Origin of the sequence: Nitrosococcus oceani ATCC 19707, assembly GCF_000012805.1 — a bacterium.
Taxonomy (GTDB): Bacteria; Pseudomonadota; Gammaproteobacteria; order Nitrosococcales; family Nitrosococcaceae; genus Nitrosococcus; species Nitrosococcus oceani.
Map to the genome: position 1 here is coordinate 2769520 of NC_007484.1, position 23033 is coordinate 2792552.

Annotated in this window: 28 protein-coding genes and 1 tRNA gene; 10 read left to right on the top strand and 19 right to left on the bottom strand. The window is 48.8% G+C overall.

Annotation, left to right across the window (positions count from 1 at the left end; genetic code table 11):
• Positions 1-5: 5 nt before the first annotated feature.
• The 6 genes from NOC_RS12925 to grxD form a co-directional block, all read right to left on the bottom strand.
• The gene (locus NOC_RS12925; RefSeq protein ID WP_002810047.1) at positions 6-737 is read right to left on the bottom strand and encodes a metal ABC transporter ATP-binding protein; all 732 of its coding nucleotides are present in this window, start codon (positions 735-737) and stop codon (positions 6-8) included.
• A complete protein-coding gene (locus NOC_RS12930) occupies positions 734-1624 on the bottom strand; it encodes a metal ABC transporter solute-binding protein, Zn/Mn family (protein ID WP_002810244.1) in 891 nt (296 codons plus the stop codon). Before NOC_RS12930 ends, NOC_RS12925 begins: the two co-directional genes overlap by 4 nt.
• A 21-nt stretch (positions 1625-1645) precedes the next feature.
• Positions 1646-2137, bottom strand: coding sequence for a Fur family transcriptional regulator (locus tag NOC_RS12935; RefSeq protein WP_002810349.1), 492 nt, complete (start codon positions 2135-2137; stop codon positions 1646-1648).
• Between the two features lie 139 nt (positions 2138-2276).
• Positions 2277-4541: an ATP-dependent Clp protease ATP-binding subunit ClpA gene (gene clpA, locus NOC_RS12940; protein WP_011330960.1), complete on the bottom strand. Its 2265-nt coding sequence runs from the start codon at positions 4539-4541 to the stop codon at positions 2277-2279.
• A 143-nt stretch (positions 4542-4684) separates the two neighbouring features.
• A complete protein-coding gene (gene clpS / locus NOC_RS12945) occupies positions 4685-5008 on the bottom strand; it encodes an ATP-dependent Clp protease adapter ClpS (protein ID WP_002809852.1) in 324 nt (107 codons plus the stop codon).
• Positions 5009-5191: 183 nt separating this feature from the next.
• On the bottom strand, positions 5192-5524 hold the full coding sequence (grxD, locus tag NOC_RS12950; RefSeq protein ID WP_011330961.1) for a Grx4 family monothiol glutaredoxin: 333 nt from the start codon (positions 5522-5524) through the stop codon (positions 5192-5194).
• Between the two features lie 304 nt (positions 5525-5828).
• Here grxD and NOC_RS12955 point away from each other — a divergent pair, with 304 nt between their 5' ends.
• From NOC_RS12955 to argF, 3 genes are all read left to right on the top strand, one after another.
• A complete protein-coding gene (locus NOC_RS12955) occupies positions 5829-6410 on the top strand; it encodes a superoxide dismutase (protein ID WP_002809325.1) in 582 nt (193 codons plus the stop codon).
• A gap of 184 nt (positions 6411-6594) precedes the next feature.
• Complete coding sequence (locus tag NOC_RS12960; protein ID WP_011330962.1) at positions 6595-7776, top strand: aspartate aminotransferase family protein; 1182 nt, start codon at positions 6595-6597, stop codon at positions 7774-7776.
• Between the two features lie 14 nt (positions 7777-7790).
• Complete coding sequence (gene argF, locus NOC_RS12965; RefSeq protein ID WP_011330963.1) at positions 7791-8705, top strand: ornithine carbamoyltransferase; 915 nt, start codon at positions 7791-7793, stop codon at positions 8703-8705.
• Positions 8706-8747: 42 nt separating this feature from the next.
• Here the strand turns inward: argF and murU are convergent, their stop codons facing one another.
• Both murU and NOC_RS12975 read right to left on the bottom strand, forming a co-directional pair.
• Positions 8748-9419, bottom strand: a complete 672-nt coding sequence (gene murU, locus NOC_RS12970) for an N-acetylmuramate alpha-1-phosphate uridylyltransferase MurU (protein WP_002811518.1) — start codon at positions 9417-9419, stop codon at positions 8748-8750.
• 12 nt (positions 9420-9431) lie between these two features.
• On the bottom strand, positions 9432-10403 hold the full coding sequence (locus NOC_RS12975; protein WP_002809713.1) for an aminoglycoside phosphotransferase family protein: 972 nt from the start codon (positions 10401-10403) through the stop codon (positions 9432-9434).
• Positions 10404-10475: 72 nt separating this feature from the next.
• Between NOC_RS12975 and NOC_RS12980 the strand changes: the two genes are divergently transcribed.
• A tRNA-Val gene (locus tag NOC_RS12980) sits at positions 10476-10550 on the top strand.
• A gap of 440 nt (positions 10551-10990) precedes the next feature.
• Here NOC_RS12980 and NOC_RS12985 read toward each other — a convergent pair.
• The 3 genes from NOC_RS12985 to NOC_RS12990 form a co-directional block, all read right to left on the bottom strand.
• Positions 10991-11719 carry a TPR end-of-group domain-containing protein gene (locus NOC_RS12985; protein WP_002810138.1) on the bottom strand — a complete coding sequence of 243 codons (729 nt, stop codon included), beginning with the start codon at positions 11717-11719 and terminating at the stop codon, positions 10991-10993.
• Between the two features lie 543 nt (positions 11720-12262).
• Positions 12263-12415 carry a hypothetical protein gene (locus tag NOC_RS17550; RefSeq protein ID WP_155814716.1) on the bottom strand — a complete coding sequence of 51 codons (153 nt, stop codon included), beginning with the start codon at positions 12413-12415 and terminating at the stop codon, positions 12263-12265.
• Between the two features lie 32 nt (positions 12416-12447).
• Positions 12448-12666 carry an AAA family ATPase gene (locus tag NOC_RS12990; protein ID WP_002811564.1) on the bottom strand — a complete coding sequence of 73 codons (219 nt, stop codon included), beginning with the start codon at positions 12664-12666 and terminating at the stop codon, positions 12448-12450.
• Between the two features lie 261 nt (positions 12667-12927).
• On the opposite strand from NOC_RS12990, the gene NOC_RS12995 reads away from it, so the two are divergent.
• The gene (locus NOC_RS12995; protein ID WP_002809540.1) at positions 12928-13461 is read left to right on the top strand and encodes a hypothetical protein; all 534 of its coding nucleotides are present in this window, start codon (positions 12928-12930) and stop codon (positions 13459-13461) included.
• 78 nt (positions 13462-13539) lie between these two features.
• Here the strand turns inward: NOC_RS12995 and NOC_RS13000 are convergent, their stop codons facing one another.
• Both NOC_RS13000 and yidD read right to left on the bottom strand, forming a co-directional pair.
• Positions 13540-14376, bottom strand: coding sequence for a M23 family metallopeptidase (locus tag NOC_RS13000; protein WP_011330965.1), 837 nt, complete (start codon positions 14374-14376; stop codon positions 13540-13542).
• A 42-nt stretch (positions 14377-14418) separates the two neighbouring features.
• On the bottom strand, positions 14419-14655 hold the full coding sequence (gene yidD, locus NOC_RS13005) for a membrane protein insertion efficiency factor YidD (protein WP_002810256.1): 237 nt from the start codon (positions 14653-14655) through the stop codon (positions 14419-14421).
• A 608-nt stretch (positions 14656-15263) separates the two neighbouring features.
• Between yidD and NOC_RS13010 the strand changes: the two genes are divergently transcribed.
• Positions 15264-15812, top strand: coding sequence for an HPF/RaiA family ribosome-associated protein (locus NOC_RS13010; RefSeq protein WP_002811609.1), 549 nt, complete (start codon positions 15264-15266; stop codon positions 15810-15812).
• 110 nt (positions 15813-15922) lie between these two features.
• On the opposite strand, the gene NOC_RS18435 is transcribed toward NOC_RS13010, so the two are convergent.
• The 5 genes from NOC_RS18435 to NOC_RS13025 all read right to left on the bottom strand — a co-directional run bounded on the left by NOC_RS18435 (position 15923) and on the right by NOC_RS13025 (position 17825).
• Positions 15923-16126, bottom strand: coding sequence for a DUF6316 family protein (locus NOC_RS18435; RefSeq protein ID WP_081430983.1), 204 nt, complete (start codon positions 16124-16126; stop codon positions 15923-15925).
• Positions 16127-16518: 392 nt separating this feature from the next.
• A complete protein-coding gene (locus tag NOC_RS13015) occupies positions 16519-16857 on the bottom strand; it encodes a hypothetical protein (protein ID WP_002808759.1) in 339 nt (112 codons plus the stop codon).
• 92 nt (positions 16858-16949) lie between these two features.
• The gene (locus tag NOC_RS18495; RefSeq protein WP_002809439.1) at positions 16950-17093 is read right to left on the bottom strand and encodes a hypothetical protein; all 144 of its coding nucleotides are present in this window, start codon (positions 17091-17093) and stop codon (positions 16950-16952) included.
• 65 nt (positions 17094-17158) lie between these two features.
• Positions 17159-17383 carry a hypothetical protein gene (locus tag NOC_RS18440; protein WP_256998759.1) on the bottom strand — a complete coding sequence of 75 codons (225 nt, stop codon included), beginning with the start codon at positions 17381-17383 and terminating at the stop codon, positions 17159-17161.
• A 127-nt stretch (positions 17384-17510) separates the two neighbouring features.
• Entirely contained in the window at positions 17511-17825 is a 315-nt protein-coding gene (locus NOC_RS13025; RefSeq protein WP_011330966.1) for a hypothetical protein, read from the bottom strand.
• Between the two features lie 220 nt (positions 17826-18045).
• Here NOC_RS13025 and rph point away from each other — a divergent pair, with 220 nt between their 5' ends.
• The 3 genes from rph to hemW are packed head-to-tail and all read left to right on the top strand — an operon-like array spanning position 18046 to position 20588.
• The gene (rph, locus tag NOC_RS13030) at positions 18046-18765 is read left to right on the top strand and encodes a ribonuclease PH (protein WP_011330967.1); all 720 of its coding nucleotides are present in this window, start codon (positions 18046-18048) and stop codon (positions 18763-18765) included.
• 4 nt (positions 18766-18769) lie between these two features.
• Entirely contained in the window at positions 18770-19372 is a 603-nt protein-coding gene (gene rdgB, locus NOC_RS13035) for an RdgB/HAM1 family non-canonical purine NTP pyrophosphatase (RefSeq protein WP_002809471.1), read from the top strand.
• A 58-nt stretch (positions 19373-19430) separates the two neighbouring features.
• Positions 19431-20588, top strand: a complete 1158-nt coding sequence (gene hemW, locus NOC_RS13040) for a radical SAM family heme chaperone HemW (RefSeq protein ID WP_002809605.1) — start codon at positions 19431-19433, stop codon at positions 20586-20588.
• Between the two features lie 7 nt (positions 20589-20595).
• Here the strand turns inward: hemW and NOC_RS13045 are convergent, their stop codons facing one another.
• A complete protein-coding gene (locus tag NOC_RS13045; RefSeq protein WP_011330968.1) occupies positions 20596-21222 on the bottom strand; it encodes a response regulator transcription factor in 627 nt (208 codons plus the stop codon).
• A 335-nt stretch (positions 21223-21557) separates the two neighbouring features.
• Between NOC_RS13045 and NOC_RS13050 the strand changes: the two genes are divergently transcribed.
• Positions 21558-23033 carry an SLC13 family permease gene (locus tag NOC_RS13050; RefSeq protein WP_002811068.1) on the top strand — a complete coding sequence of 492 codons (1476 nt, stop codon included), beginning with the start codon at positions 21558-21560 and terminating at the stop codon, positions 23031-23033.

A 23033-nucleotide genomic window follows, 5' to 3' on the forward strand; every position in this document is an offset into this window, starting at 1 on the left:
GGAGATTAATGAGTATGGTCAATCATGCGCACACTGGCGCCATAGAGCTGCTTGATGATTTCTCCGCTGACGGCCGCTGTCTCATGGCAGATTAAAGTCTGGTTGAGGCAAGCAACCCGATTGACATAATGGGAAATAAAACCGATATCATGAGAAACAACGACAATAGTCATCTGCTGATTAAGTTGCCTAAGCAAGTGAAAGAAATTCTCTTCTAGGCGCAGATCCACATGGGCGGTCGGCTCATCCAGGATCAAAATTTCAGGTTCCATAGCCAAAGCCCGTGCAATCAATACCCGCTGGCGCTGCCCCCCAGAGAGGGCGGCTAAAGGGCGGGTGCTAAACTCCAGAATTTCCACCTGCTCCATGGCGCGCCGGGCAAAGGCTCGATCCTCTCGCGTATAGCCACCAATAACCCGGGTTTTACCTAATCGCCCCTGGAGGACAGCTGCCTCTACTGAAATCGGAAAATCTTCAGGAAAAGCGGTATGCTGGGGCACGTAACCCATTGCCGCCCGTCCCTGCTCAGGCGGCAAGCCTAGCACGGAAACGTGGCCGGATAGGGGTCTCAACAATCCTAGAATTATTTTAAGCAGGGTACTCTTCCCCCCTCCATTAGGACCCACCAGCCCTAAGAACTCGCCCCGATACACCTCAAGGTTAATACGCTCCAGCACCCTAGGGCCAGAATAAGAAAAGCAAACATCTTTAATCGAGACGACTAGCTCCTGTTTCACCGGAGTACCTTTGCCAACACGGTGGCCACATGACGCAGGTTGCGCCCATAATCTTCTGCCAAGGGATCGAGAACGATAACTTCGGCGCCAATAGCGCGGGCAATCAGCTCCGCATTGCTTCGGCTTGATTGCTTCTGTACGAAAATAGCCCGAAACTCTTCCTGGCGGCCCTGTTCAATCAGCGCGGCTAAAGACTTGGCGCCAGGTTCCTTACCTGCCCGCTCGATAGGAATTTCTTCTAACCCATACGTACGGGCAAAATAACGCCAAGCCGGATGAAAAACCATAAAACGGCGATGAGTAATCCCAGCTAGGGTTTGACGGATATACTGATCGAGCTGATTAAGATCCTGAATAAACGCTTGGTAGTTTTTCTCAAATTGGCTACTAGAAACTGGATGTGCGGCAATCAGCGCATTTCGAATATGGGCCGCCATAATTTTTACTAAAGGGGGACTCGTCCAAATATGGGGATCGGCCATCCCATGTTGATCTCCTGCTTCCAAGGCGGGATGGCCCTTCCTCACTGGCAATAAAGAAATACCCCGCCGGCAATCCACCACCTCCATCCTCGGATTAGCAGCAATAATTCGCTCTAGCCAGATATTCTCAAAGGGGATGCCAATACGAAAATAAAGCTTAGCTTGAGCTAGTTTTGCCATCTGCCGGGGAGTAGGTTCGTAAGTCTCAGGGCTCTGGCCTTGCCTCACCATTACCGAAACCTGTACCTGGCGACCACCAATTCGCTCTACAAAATACTTTTGAGGCAAAATACTAACAAAGACAGGAAGAGGGTCCGCAGTATAAGCACAAGGACTCCAGCATCCTATCCAGGCTGCCAGTAAACTCGCAAGATAAGACCGGGGGCTCCCGTTACCGAATTTCATCACCCTCGCCCTGCCGGGCTTCTAATCCCCACTACACTGAGGGCATAATCCCCTAATTTCTACAGTCTGACGATCCACTCGAAAACCTAAATATTTCGCTTCCCTAGTAATAATCCCGGTAATCTCAGGCGCGTCCAATTCAGCTACGGTACCGCACCGTCGGCATAACAAAAATTGTCCAATGTGAAGCCGATCCGGATCGCCGCAGCCTACATAAGCATTGAGGGTTTCCACCCGGTGAATCAAACCTGTCTGGAGCAGAAAATCCAGGGCTCTATACACAGTGGGAGGAGCAGCGGCCTGATGCTCCTGGCGCAGCTGTTCGAGAATATCGTACGCCTTAGCTGGCTCGTGGCGATCCCATATTAATTCTAAAACCCGGCGCCGCAGCTTGGTCAGCCGCAATCCTCGGCTAGCACAGGTTTTTTCCGCTACAGCCAGCGCATTCCGGATACAACGCCAGTGATCGTGGCTAGGCCCCTTAAAGGGGACTAGGATATTAGTATGGGACATTAAAAACCCCGATTACGCCTAGCAACGTAACTTTATAACATAATTTTTAGAGTTAGGGAAAATGTACGCGGAAAGGAAAAAAATCAGCGGGCACCGCAGCGCCCAGGGCTGCCTCTAAAAATACTTCAACTACAGGGGACTAACTGCTGCTGCCACTTTGGCAAGCTAGCCTAAGCTCGCCTCCAACTACCTCGACCGCCACATGCCCCTCCTTGGCCAACTTACCAAATAATAACTCTTCCGCTAGAGGTCTTTTAATTCTTTCCTGTATGAGGCGCGCCATAGGGCGGGCGCCCATTTTCTCATCATAGCCATGTTTGGCAAGCCAAGCCCGAGCCGTTTCGCTTACCTCAAGGGTCACATTTTTATCTTGCAGGAGAAACTCCAATTCAAATATAAACTTATCTACAACTCTGCTAATGGCGGGCGCATCCAGGGACTGAAACTGGATAATGTCATCCAATCGGTTGCGAAACTCAGGGCTAAATGTCCGCCGGATCACTTCCATGGCATCACTAGAATGGTCTTGCAGCGTAAAGCCTATGGAAGTCCGGCTAATCTCCTGCGCCCCGGCGTTGGAAGTCATGATCAGAATAACATTACGAAAGTCCGCCTTGCGCCCGTTATTATCCGTCAGCGTGCCATGGTCCATCACTTGCAGCAGCAAATTAAACACATCTGGATGCGCCTTTTCGATTTCATCAAGCAGCAAAACCGCATGAGGATTCTTGCAAATAGCCTCCGTCAGCAACCCTCCTTGATCGTAGCCTACATAGCCCGGCGGCGCCCCGATAAGGCGGGATACCGTATGACGCTCCATATATTCAGACATATCAAAACGGATGAGCTCAATACCCAGAATATGGGCCAATTGGCGAGTCACTTCCGTCTTGCCAACACCGGTTGGACCGGAAAACAAGAAAGATCCCACCGGCCGGTCAGTATCTCCTAACCCCGAGCGGGACATTTTGATGGCTGCACCCAGCGCCTCAATAGCTTTATCCTGCCCAAAAATAACGCGCTTGAGATTAGCTTCCAGCTTAGCCAGACTTTCCTTATCGGAAGCGGAGACGTGCTTAGGCGGAATACGGGCCATCTTAGCGACTACCGTTTGCACATCCTGCACTCCAATGACCTTTTTGCGCCTGGAAGGTGTAAGTAACTGCTGGCTGGCGCCACATTCATCAAGCACATCAATGGCCTTGTCCGGAAGGTGGCGATCATTAATATAACGGGCTGAAAGTTCAGCAGCCGTCCGCAATGCAGCCTGGGAAAAACGGAGTTTATGATGTGCTTCCAAGCGTGGTTTCAGTCCACGCAAAATCTGTACTGTTTCCTCTACCGAAGGCTCGGGGATATCAATTTTCTGAAATCGGCGTGCTAAAGCCCGATCCTTCTCAAAAATATTCCGGTATTCTTGATAGGTGGTGGAGCCAATACATTTTAATTCACCAGAAGCCAACGCGGGCTTAATAAGATTAGAAGCATCCATCACCCCGCCAGAAGCCGAACCCGCCCCAATCACAGTATGAATCTCGTCGATAAAGAGGATAGCGGATTTTTCTTTTTTCAGCTGGGACAAAATTCCTTTTAAACGCTTTTCAAAATCCCCCCGATACTTAGTGCCAGCCAATAACGTCCCCATATCCAGGCTGTAAATGGTGCAGTCCCGTAAAATATCGGGAATATCCCCTTCGGAGATTTTCCAGGCCAGCCCCTCGGCCAAGGCTGTTTTACCTACTCCAGCCTCACCGACAAACAAAGGATTGTTCTTACGCCGGCGACACAAAATCTGGATTGTCCGCTCCAATTCCAGGCTGCGCCCAATCAAAGGGTCAATTCTTCCCTGCGCCGCTAGCCGGTTAAGATTGGTGGCATAAGTCTCTAGCGGGTTTTGCCCAGAGGTTTCAGCACCGGCGGTCTCCGCCTCTTCCGGAGCGCCAGCCGAATCCCCACCGCTGCCTTGGGGATCAACCTTACTGATACCATGGGAAATGTAATTGACGATATCCAAACGAGTCATATGCTGGCGCTTTAGAAAATAAACGGCTTGGGACTGCTGCTCCCCATAAATAGCAACCAAAACATTAGCGCCGGTAACTTCCTTTTGCCCCGATGACTGAACCTGGAGTACCGCCCGTTGCAACACCCTTTGAAAACCAAGGGTTGGCTGAGTGTCCCGCCCATCCTCGGTCGATAATAGGGGTGTGGTTTCATTTAGAAAAACCGTGATTTCTTGTTTTAATTGCTCCAGATTGGCACCACAGGCGCGTAATACAGCAGCTGCTGCCGGATTATCCAGCATGGCAAACAAGAGGTGCTCTACAGTGAGAAATTCATGCATTCTCTCCCGTGCATCTTTAAAGGCATGGTTCAGGCTTGTTTCTAGGTCCCTGCTTAACATGGCCAATCACCTCTCTTCAGGCGGGCTATACCGACAAATAAAAAAATCATCAAAAACCCTATATCTTCATTATAGGACGCTACCGCAGCCCGCTGTGAGCCGCAATACCCTGCCTATGAATAGGCGGTTACCAATTCTATGTTTTACGCCCTTTCTAAAACACACTTTAGCGGATGTTGGTGATTCATAGAATACTCATTTACCTGAGATGCCTTTGTTTCCGCAATCTCATAGGTAAAAACCCCACAGATTCCCTTCCCTTCGGTATGAACCTGCCACATAACACGCGTGGCCTTTTCTCTATCCATAGCAAAGAAAGCTTGTAATACCTTAACAACAAATTCCATCGGCGTGTAATCATCATTAAGCATCACCACTTTATACAGAGGTGGCCGCTTGAGCTTTGGCTTTGCCGTATCTACGGCAAAGCCGCCTTCATTATCTTCATCCAGATTTATCTTACCCATAAAGTAACCCCGATTCCTCCTAACCATCTTTTTCGATTGAAGAGAAAATCGGTACTGCAATAATTATAGAATCCTAATTTGTATAATAAATAGGCTATTGCGCCGATTTCAAGGGAGGAAAACGCGTCAGTGCCTACGCGAAGCACTCCGCCCACTATCCGCCCCTAGGTGACAAACAACCAACTATCCTTCCTCCGAGGTATGAGGGACAACCTCCTGCACCTTTGTTTGCAATTCCCCGCTTTCAAATAATTCCAGGATAATGTCACATCCTCCCACCAACTCACCATTAATATACAGCTGAGGAAAGGTCGGCCAGTTTGAATATTGAGGCAGAAGAGCACGGACTTCTGGATTGGCAAGCACATCAACATAGGCAAATTCCGTACCACAAGCCTGTAGTGCCTGAACTGTCCGACCAGAAAAGCCACACTGAGGAAATTGAGGCGAGCCTTTCATAAATAAAATTATCGAATTAGATTCGACGGCCTGCTTAATCTGTTCCATGGTATCCATAACGCACTGCTCCAAAATATCATGCATTTTAAATTAAGTTTGACTAACCTTAGTCATAGCGCAAAGGTTTCTTCCCCTCTAGCCTACTTATTAAGAAGCTGAGCTGCAACGCTTTGCTTGCTAAAACCCGATATCAACCTTATAGGGTCTCGCCGGCATTCATAGCAGCCTATTAAAACCTAAATCGCGCTAGCTGCTGCCCTTGCAATCACTGCCTAGGCCCACTTAGACTACTCTTAAATATTGTTAATAAGTATTCTATTTATACCATATCTAACCCACGATACGACAAAGGAGATTAAACATGACTCATCGTTTACCAGAACTCCCTTACGCCCTGAACGCCCTAGAGCCCCATATTTCCCAGGAGACGCTCGAATACCATTATGGCAAGCATCACCAAACCTATGTGGATAAACTCAATGGACTTGTCCCTGGAACGGAATTTGAGAACGCCTCCCTAGAAGAAATCATTACCAAGGCTTCCGGTACGCTCTTCAATAATGGCGCGCAAGTATGGAATCACACCTTTTATTGGAATTGCCTAACGCCCCAGGGAGGCGGTGAACCCAGCGGCGCCTTATTAGAGGCTATAGAAAAAAATTTTGGTTCGTTTAGCGATTTTAAAGAAAAATTTAGCCAATCGGCCACCACTCTGTTTGGTTCGGGCTGGGCCTGGCTAGTCAAAAATTCCGATGGTTCCTTAGACATTGTAGGTACCAGCAACGCAGGTAACCCCCTGACCGAAGGTAAAACTCCTTTACTCACCTGCGATGTCTGGGAGCATGCATACTATATTGATTACCGTAACGCTCGGCCCAAATACCTGGAAGCCTTCTGGAAGCTGGCTAACTGGGATTTTGTTGCCAAGAATCTGGCGAACTAATCTGCTAAAGAGCTATCCACTAAACGGAGTAAACGCTCCTTCAACAACCCTCCTTCATCATCCAACCCAGCCTAGGGATGGACTTTTTCAGTCTCTTATGAATAAAATCCCTTTTTAATCCCTGGCAGCCCCTAAAAGGGGCTGCCTTTTTCATTCATAATTTAACGCTAATATACGCGCTGTAATGAACGAGCCGTTGATGTCTGCCTATGCCCGCCTGCCGATAGCCTTTGAACGGGGAGAAGGTGCTCGCCTGTGGGATACTGCTGGCAATGAATACCTGGATGCCCTGGCTGGCGTTGCGGTTTGCGGCCTAGGTCATGCCCACCCCGCCATTACCCAGACAATAAGAGAACAAGCAGGGCTTTTACTGCATACCTCTAATTTGTACCGTATTCCCTGGCAGGAAGCCTTGGCCACCCAGCTTAACACCCTAGCCGGAATGGAACGGGCCTTTTTTGCCAACTCCGGCGCTGAAGCCAATGAAGCCGCCCTCAAAATAGCGCGCCGCTACGGGCACAGACGAGGAATTGACTCTCCAAAGATTATCGTGATGACGGGCAGCTTCCATGGGCGTACTCTCGCAACTTTGAGCGCAACCGGAAATAGCAAGATTCACGCTGGCTTTGAACCCTTAGTTCAGAATTTTATCCGGGTCCCTTATAATGATGTGTCCGCCCTAGAGCAACTCCCTGGGCAGCTCCGCCAAGACGTCGTTGCTGTCCTGCTGGAACCCATTCAAGGGGAAGGGGGCATCGTGGTTCCAGACGACACCTACCTCGATCAGATCCGGACAATCTGCGATACTCAGGATTGGTTACTGATGCTTGATGAAGTCCAAACCGGGCTTTGCCGTACCGGCCGTTGGTTCGCTTTCCAGCACAGCCAGTCACAGCCAGATGTCATAACCCTGGCTAAAAGCCTAGGTAATGGTATTCCCATTGGAGTTTGTCTTGCCCGGGGTGAAGCCGCCCAGGTAATACAACCCGGCAGCCATGGCTCCACCTGTGGCGGTAACCCCCTAGCCTGCCGAACTGCCTTGACAGTATTAGAAACTCTCGAGCAGCAGGATCTATCCGCCCGAGCAGAACAATTAGGCCAGAGAATGCTAGAAGCGTTTCGGGAAACACTCCGCGATTTGCCGGAGATCCAGGCTATCCGGGGGAAAGGTTTAATGTTAGGCATTATGCTCGATCGGCCCTGCGGTAAGCTAATGCAAGCGGCCTTAGCAGAAAGGCTGCTAATTAATGTCACGGCTGGTAATGTCATCCGTTTGCTTCCCCCTTTAATTATTAGCGATAAGGAAGCCGATATCATTATTACGAAAATCGACAAACTGATCAGAGCGTTTCTTAAAAACGGATAGCTGGGAAGATGGAAATGACAGTACCGCATTTTTTGACCTTATTCGACCTGCCAGCCGATGAAATCAGGCAATTAGTGCGCCGAGCTATTGATCTCAAGGCATTGCAGCGGCAAGGAAAAATCTATGAGCCACTAAAAAACCAAGTATTGGGGATGTTATTTGAGAAATCTTCTACCCGCACCCGTGTTTCCTTTGAGGTGGGCATGATCCAACTAGGCGGCAATGCGGTTTTCCTTTCACCTCGAGATACCCAATTAGGACGGGGAGAACCGTTAGAGGATACTGCTCGGGTTCTCTCCCGGATGGTGGACTGTCTAATGGTCCGCACCTTTTCCCACTCCATGCTGGAACATTTCTCCGCCTACTCTCAGGTACCCGTAATCAATGCCCTGACGGACAGCTATCACCCTTGCCAATTGCTGGCAGATATCCAAACCTACTTCGAACATCGGGGAGATATTCAGGGTCGGACTGTAGCTTGGATAGGAGACGGCAATAATATGTGCCAATCCTATATTAATGCGGCCTGCCAATTCGATTTTCAGCTACATATTGCCACGCCAGCGGGCTATGGGCCTGATCCTGCTATTTTACAAATGGCTAGGGAGCGAGTACAAATCATAGCAGAACCGCGGGAGGCGGTTAGAGGGGCTGATCTAGTCGTTACCGACGTTTGGACCAGCATGGGGCAAGAAAAAGAAAAACACCGCCGACTTCAAGATCTTGCTGATTACCAAGTCAATGGCGAGCTAATGTCCCTGGCCAAACGGGATGCGCTTTTCATGCACTGTCTCCCCGCTCACCGGGGTGAGGAAGTCAGCGCGGAAGTCATTGATGGTCCCCAAAGCGTAGTCTGGGATGAAGCTGAAAACCGCCTCCATGCCCAAAAGGCTTTATTGGAAAAACTACTCATAGGCGGGCCATTATAAGTATCGCAGAATCCTTTTGCTATACCGGACTTACAAAATTGGCTATTTATAGCTCTGCAACCAATGGGTCAAATGCTGTAAACGGGCTGGGGTGCCAATATCGCGCCACTGCCCCCGATAATACTCTCCCGTCACCCGGCCCCGGGCCATCGCTTCCCGCAGTAAAGGAGCTAAGGGAAACCGGCCAGGACGGCATTGGGCAAACAATTCCGGGCGGTAAACCCCCATGCCACTAAACGTTAGCTTATTGGCGCCCACGGCAGCTATTCGTTCTCCCTGCAAGGAAAAATCCCCCCGGGGAGAGTAAGGCGGATTATCCACCAAAATTAGGTGAGCCAAGTCTATCGGTACCTGCCGCCGCACTCTAGTGAAAGGATAGTCCGTCCAAATATCGCCATTGACAGCTAGAAAAGGCTCCTTCCCAAGCAAGGGAATCGCCTGGAAAATGCCGCCTCCTGTTTCCAACCCCTGGCCTCCTTCCGGAGAATAACGGATTTGAACGCCGTAGCGCTCGCCATTCCCTAATGCTTGCTCTATCTGCCGGCCAAAATAGGCATGATTAATCACGAGATCAATAAACCCAGCCGCTGCCAAGGACTCAATGAGATATTCGATCAAGCGTTTAGAACCGGCCCAAAGCAAGGGTTTAGGAGTATTATCGGTCAGCGGCCGCATTCGCTCCCCGCGGCCAGCGGCTAGAATCATAGCCTTCATGGTGAGTTCACTTCACTGATTCGAGAAATCCCTTAACACCCCGTCCAATTCAGCGAGTTCCCCATACCGGCGGGCTACAGTGCGGATATAACCCAAAGTCCGGGGAATATCCTTAAGATAGCCTGACTTTTTATCCCGGACATTCAAACGGGCAAAGATCCCGCTTGCCTTTAAATGGCGCTGCACCCCCATCCAGTCGAACCAACGCAGAAACTCTGCTTCGCTAGCTCCTACCGGAATGCCTGCCCGGGCAGCTTGCCGCCGATAATCATAGAGCCAAACGAGAACCCTATCTTGGGGCCAGGCAATATAGCAGTCCCGCAATAAAGACACTAAATCATAGGTTACCGGACCCTTCACCGCATCCTGGAAATCTAAAACCCCCGGATTAGCTTGCTCTGTCATCATGAGGTTGCGAGAATGGTAATCTCGGTGTACCGGCACCTGGGGTTGCGCTAGGGCGGAGGCGGCGAGCCGTTCAAATACTTTCTCTAAGGTCGTCCCCACCTCGATTCCTAAGTGCCGCTCCAAATACCATTCCTGGAATAATCCCATCTCTTTCAGCAGTAAATCCTGGTCATAGGGGGGTAAATGCAGTCCTTGGGCATTCTCCCCTCCCTGAAGCAACCGCAGAGCCACTAAGGCATCCCTGTAGAGCGTTGAGGCATTACGGGCGTTCAAGACTCTTAGATATTGATGCTCCCCCAAATCGGTAAGCAGCAAAAAGCCCCGCTCTAAATCCTGCTCCAGCACTTCCGGCACATTCAGCCCCAAGCCGCGAAACCCACGGGCAACATGGACAAAAGACCGGCAATCCTCCCGCTCCGGCGGAGCATCCATGACAATTAGACTCATCCCACGGTAATATACCCGAAAGTAGCGCCGAAAACTGGCATCCTCCGAGGCCGGTGCCAGGCGGTAGTTCATTAAGCCAAGCCCCCGCTCCAACCATTGCTGCAAGGCATCAAAGCGTGGATCGGACACCTTTTCCCTCTTTAATTTTAAAGTAGTTATTGACCCTAAAAGGGTCTAGCCGTAAAATTCAGGATTGATTTAGGGCGATTAGCTCAGCGGGAGAGCACTGCCTTCACACGGCAGGGGTCACTGGTTCAATCCCAGTATCGCCCACCAATAAAATTAATTATTTCCTCCCTGTATCCAGTCCCGCCTGTTTGAGGTGCTAGAGGGGGGGTGCATCCCCTAGCCCTACGCTACCCTCTTCCATTCACAGGTACTTAACTTCATTTTTCAGTTTCTGTTCAGCTTCAATGGTTATCCTGACGTCAAGCTGAAACGATAAGGAGTAAATAGTCATGAAAAGTGAATCCAACAACACCTTCGAATATGCAAATACTGACTCACCTGAGCACTCGAAATCACACGCTCCCAAAAAGCGTAAAGCTAGCGAATCACCGCTTAATTCCTTGTTCTTAGTCTTTTACATCATGCTAATTCTCATTCTAATAAGTCTAGCATAGCCTAACTTTTCACCTACTTCTCTTTAAACAAGCACGGGCACTTCATGATGGGGGTGCCCGTATGTATCGTTAACTTAGACTCCCAAATAAATTTTAGGATCGCCTTAGTTTGCGCCACCAAGAGCTAAAGCCATTTTTCCGCTTTCCTTCTGGCTGATTTTTTGGCGGTATTTCTGCTTCTACTTCTTTCTCCTCTATTTCTAGATTTTTCTCTGTCTCCTCGGAGATTTTTTCAAGGAAATCTTGAAACCATTTCTCACTTTTAACGTTATCCAGATCCTGATCTACTTTAAGATATTTTATTGAAGGAAGATTACCCGCTAGATGAGCTTGCTCTAAATATTTTTGGCATGCCTTTTGTTCCCTACGCAAACTATGAATACAAGCTAAATTATAGGCGCCCAATCCCGGCTCCAAGGCATCGGCGGCAGTAATTTTTTCTTTCGCTTCTTCATAAAAACTTTCGGCGCGCTTATCGGGTTTATTTCTAGCCTGCTCAATTAAGGCCGCCCCCCAATCGTTCATGATTTTAGCGTTATCCGGTTCAAGATTAAGCGCCTTTTCAAATTTTTCCCCTGCCGCCTGATAGAGCTCCTTGGCTTCTCTACCCTGCTTGCGCTGAGCCTGGTCATACAGCACTAAGCCCCAATAATGAAGAATTCCTCCATTATCAGAATCCAGCAAAGCAGCCGAAGATAATTTCTTATAAGCATTTTTAAAAAAATCGTCTGCTTTAGAATCCAGTGTTTCTCTCGCTTTTTGGGCTTGCAATTTTCCCCGAGCCAGTTCATTTCTGGCCAACCATCGCTTAATTTTTTTCATTTACAGCTTCCCATTAATATGATTAAAACTTATTTTTCTAATTCTCCTATACCAAAATATGCCCTTCGTACCAGTTACTAGCTGGAATATGGCGAGGATTTCCTCTAGATTCGTACCCTCTAACGGTCTTGGAATACAGCCATTTTATCCAATAACAAAGGGTAGTGTCTTCTTTTTCTCTAAAGGAGCAGGAACAAAAGGACATGTCCGCTTTTATTCCTGGATTTTTGACTGAGAAACAAGTCCCGATTCGAGTCGTCTTGCAGAAATGCTCGTAGTTACTAATAGTGACTATTTCGCCCCTTCCTTAGATTATTCCATAATCGCCGCAGCGATCCGCTCGAGTCCAGCCAACAATAGCTGGAAGCTAGCTGATTGATTACGTTCCTGAGTCAAATACATAGCCATGCGACGGGCACCCGATACTTTAATCCTGTAGCGGGGCGCTGTATAGCGTCAGTAATTCGGAATTCAGCCTGCCTGCTAATGCTACGCAACGCCTTGTTAGCAAAAGGCATCCGCCAGTTCTTCTGGCTCACCTAGCTACCAAGACTCAAACGCCTGACAAGCAATTCGGATCGATGTATCCGAGCGCTTACCCTCGGTGGACTTGACTTTCACTTTGCTCACCCCTAACACGCGCTGGCGCATCACTTCCAGCGTGTTGATAAGCTGCCAAGCGACCACCGTTCTCACGGAACTTCACCCTAATACCTTTTAGCCCACCCTTACCATAGCTCCCCAGCTCTCGAAACCCATCTACCATATCGAGCAACCGCCTGGAGCACATTCTGGCTAAGGACTTCCTTCAGGAAGCTGAGGACATCGAATAGCATTGACTTGCCCGAACCGTTGTCGCCGCCAACGATTGTAAGGGGAGGCAGTTTCGAAAGTTTAGCATTACGGAACAAGCAGTAGTTTTCAATCTCTAGTGCTTCGATCTGCATGCGCCGCTCCTTTTTAGATCATGGGGGCTAAACTGGCAGTGGCTCGGCTTCACCGTTTTCAGCACTCACTTCGAGAACGTACATGAGAAATAGCAGACGATTTTTCAAACAGCGAACCCTGGATCGGTTGTGCGGCGATTCCTAAAATTTTCCCTCAAGCCTTTAGGGAAATTCCAATTCTATCTCAATTATTCCAACATGCTCCAGACTGAGCTTAAGCAATAATGACGCTAAAGTTGGTATCATAATGCCAACCTCTGTTTGATCTATAATACTTTTGGATACTTAGAAATCACCCTAGTAATGGCTAATCGTTATAGAGAGGAAAAAAAGATGAAAAAATCCCTGAGATATTTTTGGATTTTCCTTCCCATTCTCGCAGTGGGTATAGTCGTGGCAAACAATCAATGGCTAAATTCAAGCACAATTACCCTTCCCAACGGCGAGAAAGTCAGCCCGGAAGAGCTACACACTCAGGCCGTTCTTGATATCATTGCCGCCCAGACCAATAAGACTCTGCCTAGAAAAGTTGACCAAAACACGGAGCTTCGCAATGTTGAGGGGCGAGAAGGAGAATTAGTTTATAAGTATATCAAAATACATGCTTCCTCGGATCAATTCGATAGCCAAAAATTTGTAGAAAAAATGAGCCGAAAAGCACTTGATTTGGCCTGCAATAGCTCTGATTTCAATATCTATCTAGCGAATGGAGTTAGCGCCCGCTACTCTTTCCATGACAAGAACCATCAGCCTATCGGTGAAGTGGTGGTCACCCCAAGTCAATGTGGTTATTAGGAGTTTTTGCCGCTGCAGTGCTCAATTAATTTTTCTTGGCCTTTTTCTCAGCAAAAGAGATTTAGCGATTTAACCAAATTACTGCGTAGCCCCAGTCGGCATCGGCGCAACTAAGAGCTGAGGATCAAGCCGGGTTTGAAAAAGATTGATCCGCCAATCCAGATGAGCGCCGGTAACCCGACCCGTAGCCCCAACTTCGGCAATGACTTCTCCTTGGGTTATTTGTTGGCCTTCTTTTACCAGGATTCGATGCAAATGCAAAAATGCGGATGAAAGCCCATATCCATGATCGAGAATAAGGGTTCCTCCCGAAAAAAACATACCAGAATGGACCAGGGTAACCAACCCATCCGCTGGGGCTCGCACGGGCGTTCCGATAGGCGCCGCGATATCAATTCCATAATGGGGTCGCCGAGGCTGTCCATTTAATATTCGCTGACTCCCATAAACGCCCGAAATGGTACCTTGCACGGGCCAGATAAATCCACTGAGAAAACCGGTGCGCGAATCATCGAGCTCCCGCGCCTTCCTGACCAGAGCAGCCTCTTGGCGAATACGCGCCAAATCCTCGGTGCGAGGAGTTACTTTTCGGGAGGGTAACCCTTCAATGCGCTGGATTTGATATTGGCGCTGGGCAACCTTAAGTTCTCGGGTTTCATAAGTGCCATCGGGGGTAACGAGCTTAAGAATCGACTCGGGCTTGGCATCGCGGCCAAAACCGATTAAAAACTTCCCGTCTTTGGAGACTCGCACCTGGCGCCCATCCAGGAATATTTGTGTTCCTGGTTCCGTTTGCCCAATGACCAAACTCCCTTGTTGCAAAATTCCCTTGAACTCCAGCGCTGGTTCTGCCCTCCATGCTGAGCTAAGGAATAGCCACCCAAACCCTAACAATCCCATCAACCCATGTATCATCAGCCTATTCCTTCCTCGTTTTATTATGGGCCTTTTTGCTTCTCAGGACTTAGATCGCCATTTGGCTATCTCAGGCACTTGATCAATACCGCCAGGGCAAAAGGGATGGCAGCGTAAAAGGCGCCTCAATCCTAACCAACCACCCCGAAATCCGCCATAACGCTGGATAGCCTCCTGAGTATATACTGAGCAGGAAGGATAATAGCGACAATGATTGCCCATGAAGGGGCTAAGGGCATAGCGGTAAAATATGATTAGAGACAGCAGAATATTTTTCATTTACCCATATCGCTCCATACTATAAATTTCTCATGCTTCTCCCTCTGGGAAACGGCCCTCTCTCCAGATGTTAAAATAACCAGAATCCAGTACAGTACTAACTAACAACCAGTAATTCTGATGCTTTTAATGTAACCTCCGAACCAAGAAAAAACGGCGAGGGGGCTTCTTCCCGATAGCTAAATAAAATTTCGACCCGTATACTTAAATTAGTCTATTTCCTCTACTGGCATGACTATAATATATACTGTATAAGTAGTTCTAATTATATAAAAAATGATCAGCTTTCCCCTAGAAGGCAGATCCTCTCTTCTGGGAATGGTGGAAGTTATCGAGACGGAAAGCTGGAACCGTGGTTCCCGGAGAATTACCCTTAAGAATGACAGCAACACAGCAAATATCCCAAAGAATTTCACTATCCCTCTACCAGAGGCACGGGAGAAAAACCCTGAGCAGCCTCCATAAACTACAAACTACGTTCCACTTGTATACTCTTTCTGTTTATGCGCCGAATAGTCTATAAATCAAGCCATCTAGACCAGTACGGCGGGATAATCTATCCATCTCAACGTCTTAATTGAAGCCAACTTTGTCGGAGAGGCACCCGTATGCAATTACCTATACAAATTAGCTTTCGCCATATGGAGCCGTCCCTAGCTGTAGAGGACAAAATTCGCAAAAAAGCCGCTAAATTAGAGCAATTTCACGATCGGATCATGGGCTGCCGAGTGGTAGTCGAAGCTCCCCACCAGCATCATCACCAGGGCAAACTTTACCATGTTCGTATCGACCTGACAGTGCCAGGAGGAGAATTGGTAGTCAGTCGCGAACATCATGGGAAGCAAGCTCATCAAGACGTATATGTTGCCATCCGAGACGCCTTTAATGCCGCGCAGCGCCAACTTGAAAGCCACATCCAACGGCAACGGGGCCATGTTAAATATCATGAGCCGCCACCCTCTGGCCGTATATCAGTGCTCGTCCCTGAACAAGACTACGGTAAAATTGAAACCATTGATGGCCGGGAAATTTATTTCCACAAGAATAGCATCCTGAATGGGGGATTTAAGGAGCTCAAAGTTGGCAATGAGGTACATTTCATTGAAGAAGAGGGAGATTTAGGTCCTCAGGCAAGTACTGTCCATATTAAGAACTAAAGTCTACACCTAGGACGGCGTTACGATTTATGATAAAAACGCCGTCCTTCCCTAAATCTACCCAGCGCTTTGCGATACCCTTCTTTTCCTTAGCCAAAATAGATAAGTATTTACCTTTGAGGGAGATAAGCTAATTTTCTTATTCCCCGCTGGGATTTTTCCTCCTGGTGGCCGTTCCTTATCTCATGAATATAGTGCTGACACATCAATTCAGCTTCGCGCCTGGTATCAAAAGGACCCTTTTGACCTTCACGAGTAAGGAAATACCATCCTCTTTGTGCAACGCAGCGGAATCGAGTCTGTTTTCTAACCATGGCAACACCTTTAAGCAACAGTAAGTCACTTTAAAATAACAATAATACGCCGCAAAAGTGACGGGTTTTTAAAATGAAGTAGAATGATTGAAATGCGAACCATCAGCCCAAAAAAATTGGCGATAACCAACCAGCCCTCCTGATTAATGCTCATGCACTAAGCTATTAACTTAAATAGATAGTATAGATTCCGCGGAAAAACAAGGAAGAATGCTAGTGGGACGAAAAGCTGGCGGGGCAGCTTAGGAACGTACAGCTGGATCGCTTGCTGATCTTTCAAATTCGAATAGAATTAAAACCTGGCACCTGAGGGTGAGGGTGGGATACCCTGGGATTTGGTTTTTTGTTTCGAACTAACCATATTGTATTCATTCCCACCACGGCTGCCGCATTCAGTTCTTCCTCTGTATCAGACAGAAAAAGAATATCTTCGGATGGAACTCCAATGGCATCAATAATGCACCGGTGCCTGAATCCCGCCAGGCCCGCAAATTGGGGCCAGCATCCGGGTAAATATGCCCGGTAAAATCGCTACGCTGGTAACCCGCCTCCCACAACAGCCCTTGCAGAGATTTCAGCGCTGTCACCTTGGCGTCCACATCCATCCAGGCAAGCAGTTGACTAACAATTCCCGGCTGATCCAGCTTCTTATCCGGAACCGCCATCTGCACCTCCCTAAGCAAGGAGGCTACTACCGGATCTTCCGCTTGCTGCCTTACGAAATCGGCCACCCGCTCCCGCGCATAGAGAAATAGAACATCTTTTACAAAGGTAGAGAGGTGGTGGTTCCCTCGATATCGGTAATAACCGCTTGGATCATGATTTACTGGGCGAGGCGGGGAAAATAGTCGGCAATATTATTGCCAGTAAAATTGGCGACCCACCTCTCTGGCGTGGTAAAGAAGCGAATGCATGTCAGGCTTGGATTCTCGCCTCTATCAAACCAGTGGGGCAAACCCGCGGGCACACTCAGAAAATCCTCTTGCTCTCATATAGTAAGGCATACACCTTGCCCTGAACATGAAGATAAAATTACCCTTTTCCCGCCACAAAGAAACACGCCTCAAAGTTGCTGTGAGTGTGTTCACTCAGAAATTTTTCCCACGGCGCTTGCTTTTCTGGATGATCGGGCTTAACGCTAATGACATCTACCGACTTAAATCCATATTCTTGGCAGAGCTGGTCCACAGAAACCCGATAGGCCGACAGAATTTCCTCTTGGGGAGCCCCGACGATAAAGGCTTTTGCGCTTCCCATCGTTGAAAACGCACTCCAATTCCCTCCATAATTCCCTCCATGAATTATGATTTCTTTGCCCACCAAGCCAAAGGACAAAATCCCCTCTCCATCCACCAGGAGTACATCGGAATACCCTAAAAGGGCTTTACCTCCCCCCGTCTGGACGACGAAAATCTATCTCTGGGGTAAAAAAATCAGACTGTCGGGATAAGGCTGAGGTAATGGCTTGCCATTCCTCCAGAAGGCCCCCATACACCTCATTACTTTCCGCTTCATCTTGAGCTTCTGGATGTTCTGCGAGCAGCTGCAAATGATGCACAATCGCACGGGCGATATGCGGGCAGGGACGGGTCATAAATCGAGTCATCAAATAGCAGATCGTGGCTTCCAATCCATAAAAAGCAACCTGGGGATGGATTGCCTTTTTCAAGGGCATCTCATCAGGCATTGGGTTAAACATATTTGCTCTCCTTAGGCACTGCCTTTTGGTCTGATTAATGATAGTTAATATATACTATAATGCAAATATTAATAATAATAATTACCAATATTGATTGCCAAAAACACATTTCTCCATCATGGAGTTCTACCCGTTATAATAGGCGTTTTTGAAACCGCCATGACTGTTTCTTAGGAGTCATGGTGAGATGGGTTTTTAAAATCCGGAAAGGAAATCGATCATGAGACCAAGCGGCCGCGCTCCACACGAATTACGTCCTATCCACTTTACCCGCCACTACACTCGCTATGCCGAAGGTTCAGTATTGGTGGAATTTGGCAATACCCGAGTCATCTGTAACGCTTCGGTCGAAGATCGGATTCCCCGATTTCTAAAAGGCACGGGGCGAGGCTGGATTACCGCTGAATATGGAATGCTACCCCGCTCCACCCATAACCGGATGGGGCGGGAAGCGGCCCAAGGGCGCCAAGGAGGGCGTACCCTAGAAATCCAGCGCTTTATTGGGCGCGCTTTGCGGGCAGTGGTGGATCTGGCTGCCCTGGGCGAGGTCACTGTTACCCTCGACTGCGATGTCATTCAGGCAGATGGCGGCACCCGGACCGCCGCCATCACAGGCAGCTATGTAGCTCTGGTAGATGCGATCAACAACCGCCTTAAAAAAAGGATCATTACCCATAGCCCTATTCATGGCCAGCTCGCATCGATATCAGTAGGTATTTACGAAGGAACACCCGTGCTAGATCTGGATTACCGGGAAGATTCCACCGCAGAAACCGACATGAATGTGGTCATGAATGAAGCAGGAGCATTTATTGAAATACAGGGAACCGCTGAAGGCCATGCTTTTCGGATGAATGAATTACAAGCCATGCTGGATTTAGCGAAAAGCGGTATTAATACTTTGCTTGCTCAACAGACGGAAGTCTTGGCCAAGAATTAAAGTCATGACCTCATCAAAAATCGTTTTGGCCAGTCATAATCAAGGTAAGTTACGGGAAATGAGCGAGATTTTAAATGAGCTTAGGATAGAGGTCATCTCCCAGTCTGCATTCGGTGTGCCTGATGCTATGGAAACCGGTCTTAGTTTTGTCGAAAATGCCCTTCTTAAGGCACGCAATGCGGCCCAACATACCGGATTTGCGGCCATTGCTGACGACTCTGGCCTGGAAGTAGATGCCCTCGGTGGGCAACCAGGAATCCATTCGGCCCGCTACGCGGGTCCGAAGGCCACCGATCAAGAAAATCTGGAAAAACTACTAGAAAGCCTGAAAGAAGCGCCAGAACAGCAATTCCGTGCCCGTTATCAGTGCGTCATCGTTCATATGCACCACTGGCGAGACCCCACGCCGCTCATCTGCCAAGGAACATGGGAAGGAGAGATTCTTCTCGTTCCCCAGGGCAATGGCGGGTTTGGGTATGACCCGATTTTTTATCTGCCAGAACACCACTGTACCGTGGCGGAGCTGCCGCCTGCGGAAAAGAATCGCCTAAGCCACCGGGGCAAAGCCTTAAGAGCCCTCCTCAACCTTCTCCGTGAGGAAGGTTAAGCGGCTAAGCGCAACCACTCACTTTCTTCACTACTGCCTAAAGCAAACCCGTCTAACCATGTTTCAATTCCATGCTTTACCTCCGCTTGCGCTGTATATCCATTTTCCCTGGTGTGTCCGCAAGTGTCCCTACTGCGATTTTAACTCCCATTCCTTGCCAGAAAAATTTCCGGAAACCGCCTATATCGACGCTCTAGTTCGGGATCTGGAACAGGATTTGCCTAGAGTCTGGGGCCGTCGCATCCACAGTATCTTTATGGGCGGCGGAACACCTAGCCTTTTTTCTGCGGAAAGCCTCGATCGGCTACTCTCCGCTATACGCGCCCGCCTCCCTTGGTCCCCCCAAATAGAGATTACTCTGGAAGCCAACCCTGGAACTGTAGAACAGGGGCGTTTCACCGAATTCCATCATATCGGCATCAACCGCCTCTCCCTGGGTGTCCAAAGTTTTAACGATGAAGCGCTTAAGCACCTGGGACGAATCCACTCTTCCCAGGAATCCTGTCAAGCGATAGCAGCGGCCCATACCGCCGGGTTTAATAATATTAACTTGGATCTTATGTTCGGCCTTCCTGGGCAAACTGAAACCCAGGCCCTTGCTGATGTGGCCATGGCCATTAGTCTCGCCCCCCACCATATTTCCTATTATCAGCTTACCCTTGAGCCTAATACCTACTTTTATCGCTATCCTCCATCCCTGCCCCATGAAGAAGCAATTAATAGCTGGCAAACAGATTGCCAAGTCCGCTTAGCCCAGGCGGGATATCACCGCTATGAGGTGTCTGCTTTTGCCAAAAGCGATCGGCAATGCCAGCATAACTTGAATTATTGGCGATTTGGGGATTACCTTGGGATCGGTGCTGGTGCCCATGGAAAAATTTCCGATGCCATGGAAAACCACATTACTCGAATATGGAAAATAAAACATCCTACAAGCTACCTAGCCAAAGCAGGCACCCCGGAAGGCATAGGAGGAGAAACGAATCCCTCTCCCCAAGAGGCGGCCTTCGAATTTATGCTTAATGCCCTGCGCTTAAATGGAGGGATTCCCAGTCGTCTATTTCAAGAACGGGTGGGCCTTCCTATTAGTGTAGTGGAAAAAACATTACATCAAGCAGAGGCGTTGAAGCTGATAGAGTGGGATTTTCGGCATATCCGCCCGACGGAAAAAGGCTTCTCTTTGCTCAACGAGCTATTACAACTGTTTCTACCATAAGATACGCTTAGTCGTCTCCATTCTGCAAAAAACGAGTTAGATGGATCAGCTCCACCAGATTTCTGGCCGCCAGTTTCTCCATCACCCGGGAGCGATGGATCTCAACGGTTTTAGTACTGATTCCCAGCTCCATGGCCACCACTTTATTCGCTTTCCCCATCACGATAAGATCCATTACCTGGCGCTCGCGAGCGGTCAACTGGGTCATCCGATGAGCAATCTTCTCTCGCTGTTGCCTCCTTTCACGCTTCCTTCTATCCATATCAAGGCTGCTTTGAATTCGCTCTATCAGGATCTGATTATCGAAAGGTTTCACAAGAAAATCGACCGCCCCATCATGCAATGCACTCACCGCATCCGGTACACTCCCATGGGCGGAAATAAAAATAATGGGCAATAGGTTATTTTTTTTAGAAAGTAATTTCTGCAGCTGTAATCCGCTTATTTCAGGCATCCTGACATCAAGCACCAGGCAACCTGGCTGGCTGGGCTCCCATTTCTCCAAAAACTCCCCTGCCGAAGCATAAACTTTGACCTTAAACCCTGCTGATTCGATAACCCAGCGCAGAGAATCTCGCACCCCCTCATCATCATCATCAACAAATACAGTTGCTTGAGGAACTCCTTTCTCCATAATATTTTAACTGCCTAGTGGATGGCTAACGATCCCAAATGGGCAGGTAGGCAATCCAATGGTTAGCTCAGACCCCGCGCTTTCTTATTTTTATTTTAATTCTCTGTACTGCATTCAGCTTTTTTACTAGCTAAGCGTAGCGCCAACCAGGTGATAATTAGCAGCTTATCGCCTGGTTGGCAACAGGATTCACCAAAACCGACGATAAGCTAAATATTATTCTCTGAATATAGGAGGACAATATTCGGGCAAAAAGATACACTTAGTCAAGGCTATCGCCCATCAATGGGCACTAGCTAAAAGAACTAGGATAAAAAAAATAGTGCCTGGATCGAATGCCTGAAACTGCCACTACCCCCCTTGCCCATCGCCGCCAATACCTTGGATTTATCCTTGGTCCCTTAGTGATGATTTCTCTCCTAACGCTATCGCCCCCCACCGGCCTGGATATTGCCGCTTGGCAAACCGCCGCCATTACTTTGCTAATGGCTATCTGGTGGATTACAGAAGCCTTACCCATTCCCGTTACCGCCCTCCTGCCTCTGGTTCTTTTTCCTCTGCTCGGCATTGCCGATATCCAAGAAACGGCAATTCCTTATGCCAATCCACTTATCTTTTTGTTTATGGGAGGTTTCATCATTGCATTAGCAATAGAGCGCTGCGGCCTGCATCGGCGTCTTGCTTATTGTATTCTCAGCTGTATGGGGATCTCACCTGCAGCTACCCTGGGCGGCTTCATGGTTGTCAGCGCTTTTCTCAGTCTCTGGATTAGCAATACCGCCACCACCATGCTCATGCTGCCCATCGCCTGCTCCGTGATCGAAGGACTTCGAGGCACGAAAGCGGCTGCCCCCCTATCTTCTCCCTTTGCAGTAGCCCTGCTGCTAGGCATTGCCTACAGCGCCAGCATAGGAGGCTTGGGAACGCTGGTAGGGACGGTGCCGAACGCGTTACTAGCAGGCTTTGTCTTGGAAACCTACGGCTTTGAATTAGGGTTTGCAGAATGGATGCTGCTCGCCGCACCTTTTTTGTTGGTTCTCCTCGTCTTTGCCTGGTTCATGCTTACCCAAGTCGTATTTTCTGGTTTTCACAGGGAACATGGCGACCAGCGGGTCCCGATGCGCCAAGCTCTAAGGCAGCTTGGTCCTGTATCTCGGGCTGAACGAAGAGTCACCATGGTTTTTGCCTTAGTCGCTATACTTTGGTTGCTACGCCCCCTAATAGCAACCCTCGCACCTAACGTGGCTCTTAATGATCCAGGGATCGCTCTCTTTGGCGCCATGCTCCTGTTCCTTATTCCCCTCGATTGGCGGCGGGGGCGTTTTCTCATGGATTGGAAGACTGCGGAGCAATTGCCCTGGGGTACCTTATTACTATTTGGAGGAGGACTCAGTCTAGCTGCCAGTATCAACAATACGGGCCTTGCCAGCTGGCTTGGCGGAAACCTTACCCTACTCTCCGGCCTGCCCGCTTGGCTAATATTGCTGGGTATCGTAGCAGTCGTGATATTCCTTACTGAACTGACCAGTAATACGGCCACGACCTCCATATTTCTCCCTATCCTTGGCTCCGTCGCCTTAAGCTTAGGCCAGCCACCATTGCAACTCTTGATCCCTGTTACCCTAGCGGTCAGTTGCGCCTTTATGATGCCGGTAGCCACGCCCCCCAATGCCATTGTCTTTGGCACCGGCCTGGTGAGTATTCCCCAGATGGCACGGGCAGGATTTTACCTTAACTTAGCGAGTATGATAATCATCACCGGGGTTAGTTATTGGTGGGTACCCGTTCTCTTTACCTCCCCTTTACCCTAG

Bases quoted from the DNA above. Each gene is read 5' to 3' on its own strand.
- NOC_RS12930 (WP_002810244.1), bottom strand. From the start codon at position 1,624: ATGAAATTCGGTAACGGGAGCCCCCGGTCTTATCTTGCGAGTTTACTG.
- NOC_RS12935 (WP_002810349.1), bottom strand. From the start codon at position 2,137: ATGTCCCATACTAATATCCTAGTCCCCTTTAAGGGGCCTAGCCACGAT.
- clpA (WP_011330960.1), bottom strand. From the start codon at position 4,541: ATGTTAAGCAGGGACCTAGAAACAAGCCTGAACCATGCCTTTAAAGAT.
- clpS (WP_002809852.1), bottom strand. From the start codon at position 5,008: ATGGGTAAGATAAATCTGGATGAAGATAATGAAGGCGGCTTTGCCGTA.
- grxD (WP_011330961.1), bottom strand. From the start codon at position 5,524: ATGGATACCATGGAACAGATTAAGCAGGCCGTCGAATCTAATTCGATA.
- NOC_RS12955 (WP_002809325.1), top strand. From the start codon at position 5,829: ATGACTCATCGTTTACCAGAACTCCCTTACGCCCTGAACGCCCTAGAG.
- NOC_RS12960 (WP_011330962.1), top strand. From the start codon at position 6,595: ATGAACGAGCCGTTGATGTCTGCCTATGCCCGCCTGCCGATAGCCTTT.
- argF (WP_011330963.1), top strand. From the start codon at position 7,791: ATGACAGTACCGCATTTTTTGACCTTATTCGACCTGCCAGCCGATGAA.
- murU (WP_002811518.1), bottom strand. From the start codon at position 9,419: ATGAAGGCTATGATTCTAGCCGCTGGCCGCGGGGAGCGAATGCGGCCG.
- NOC_RS12985 (WP_002810138.1), bottom strand. From the start codon at position 11,719: ATGAAAAAAATTAAGCGATGGTTGGCCAGAAATGAACTGGCTCGGGGA.
- NOC_RS12990 (WP_002811564.1), bottom strand. From the start codon at position 12,666: ATGCAGATCGAAGCACTAGAGATTGAAAACTACTGCTTGTTCCGTAAT.
- NOC_RS13000 (WP_011330965.1), bottom strand. From the start codon at position 14,376: ATGATACATGGGTTGATGGGATTGTTAGGGTTTGGGTGGCTATTCCTT.
- yidD (WP_002810256.1), bottom strand. From the start codon at position 14,655: ATGAAAAATATTCTGCTGTCTCTAATCATATTTTACCGCTATGCCCTT.
- NOC_RS13010 (WP_002811609.1), top strand. From the start codon at position 15,264: ATGCAATTACCTATACAAATTAGCTTTCGCCATATGGAGCCGTCCCTA.
- NOC_RS18435 (WP_081430983.1), bottom strand. From the start codon at position 16,126: ATGGTTAGAAAACAGACTCGATTCCGCTGCGTTGCACAAAGAGGATGG.
- NOC_RS18440 (WP_256998759.1), bottom strand. From the start codon at position 17,383: ATGGGAAGCGCAAAAGCCTTTATCGTCGGGGCTCCCCAAGAGGAAATT.
- NOC_RS13025 (WP_011330966.1), bottom strand. From the start codon at position 17,825: ATGTTTAACCCAATGCCTGATGAGATGCCCTTGAAAAAGGCAATCCAT.
- rph (WP_011330967.1), top strand. From the start codon at position 18,046: ATGAGACCAAGCGGCCGCGCTCCACACGAATTACGTCCTATCCACTTT.
- rdgB (WP_002809471.1), top strand. From the start codon at position 18,770: ATGACCTCATCAAAAATCGTTTTGGCCAGTCATAATCAAGGTAAGTTA.
- hemW (WP_002809605.1), top strand. From the start codon at position 19,431: ATGTTTCAATTCCATGCTTTACCTCCGCTTGCGCTGTATATCCATTTT.
- NOC_RS13045 (WP_011330968.1), bottom strand. From the start codon at position 21,222: ATGGAGAAAGGAGTTCCTCAAGCAACTGTATTTGTTGATGATGATGAT.
- NOC_RS13050 (WP_002811068.1), top strand. From the start codon at position 21,558: ATGCCTGAAACTGCCACTACCCCCCTTGCCCATCGCCGCCAATACCTT.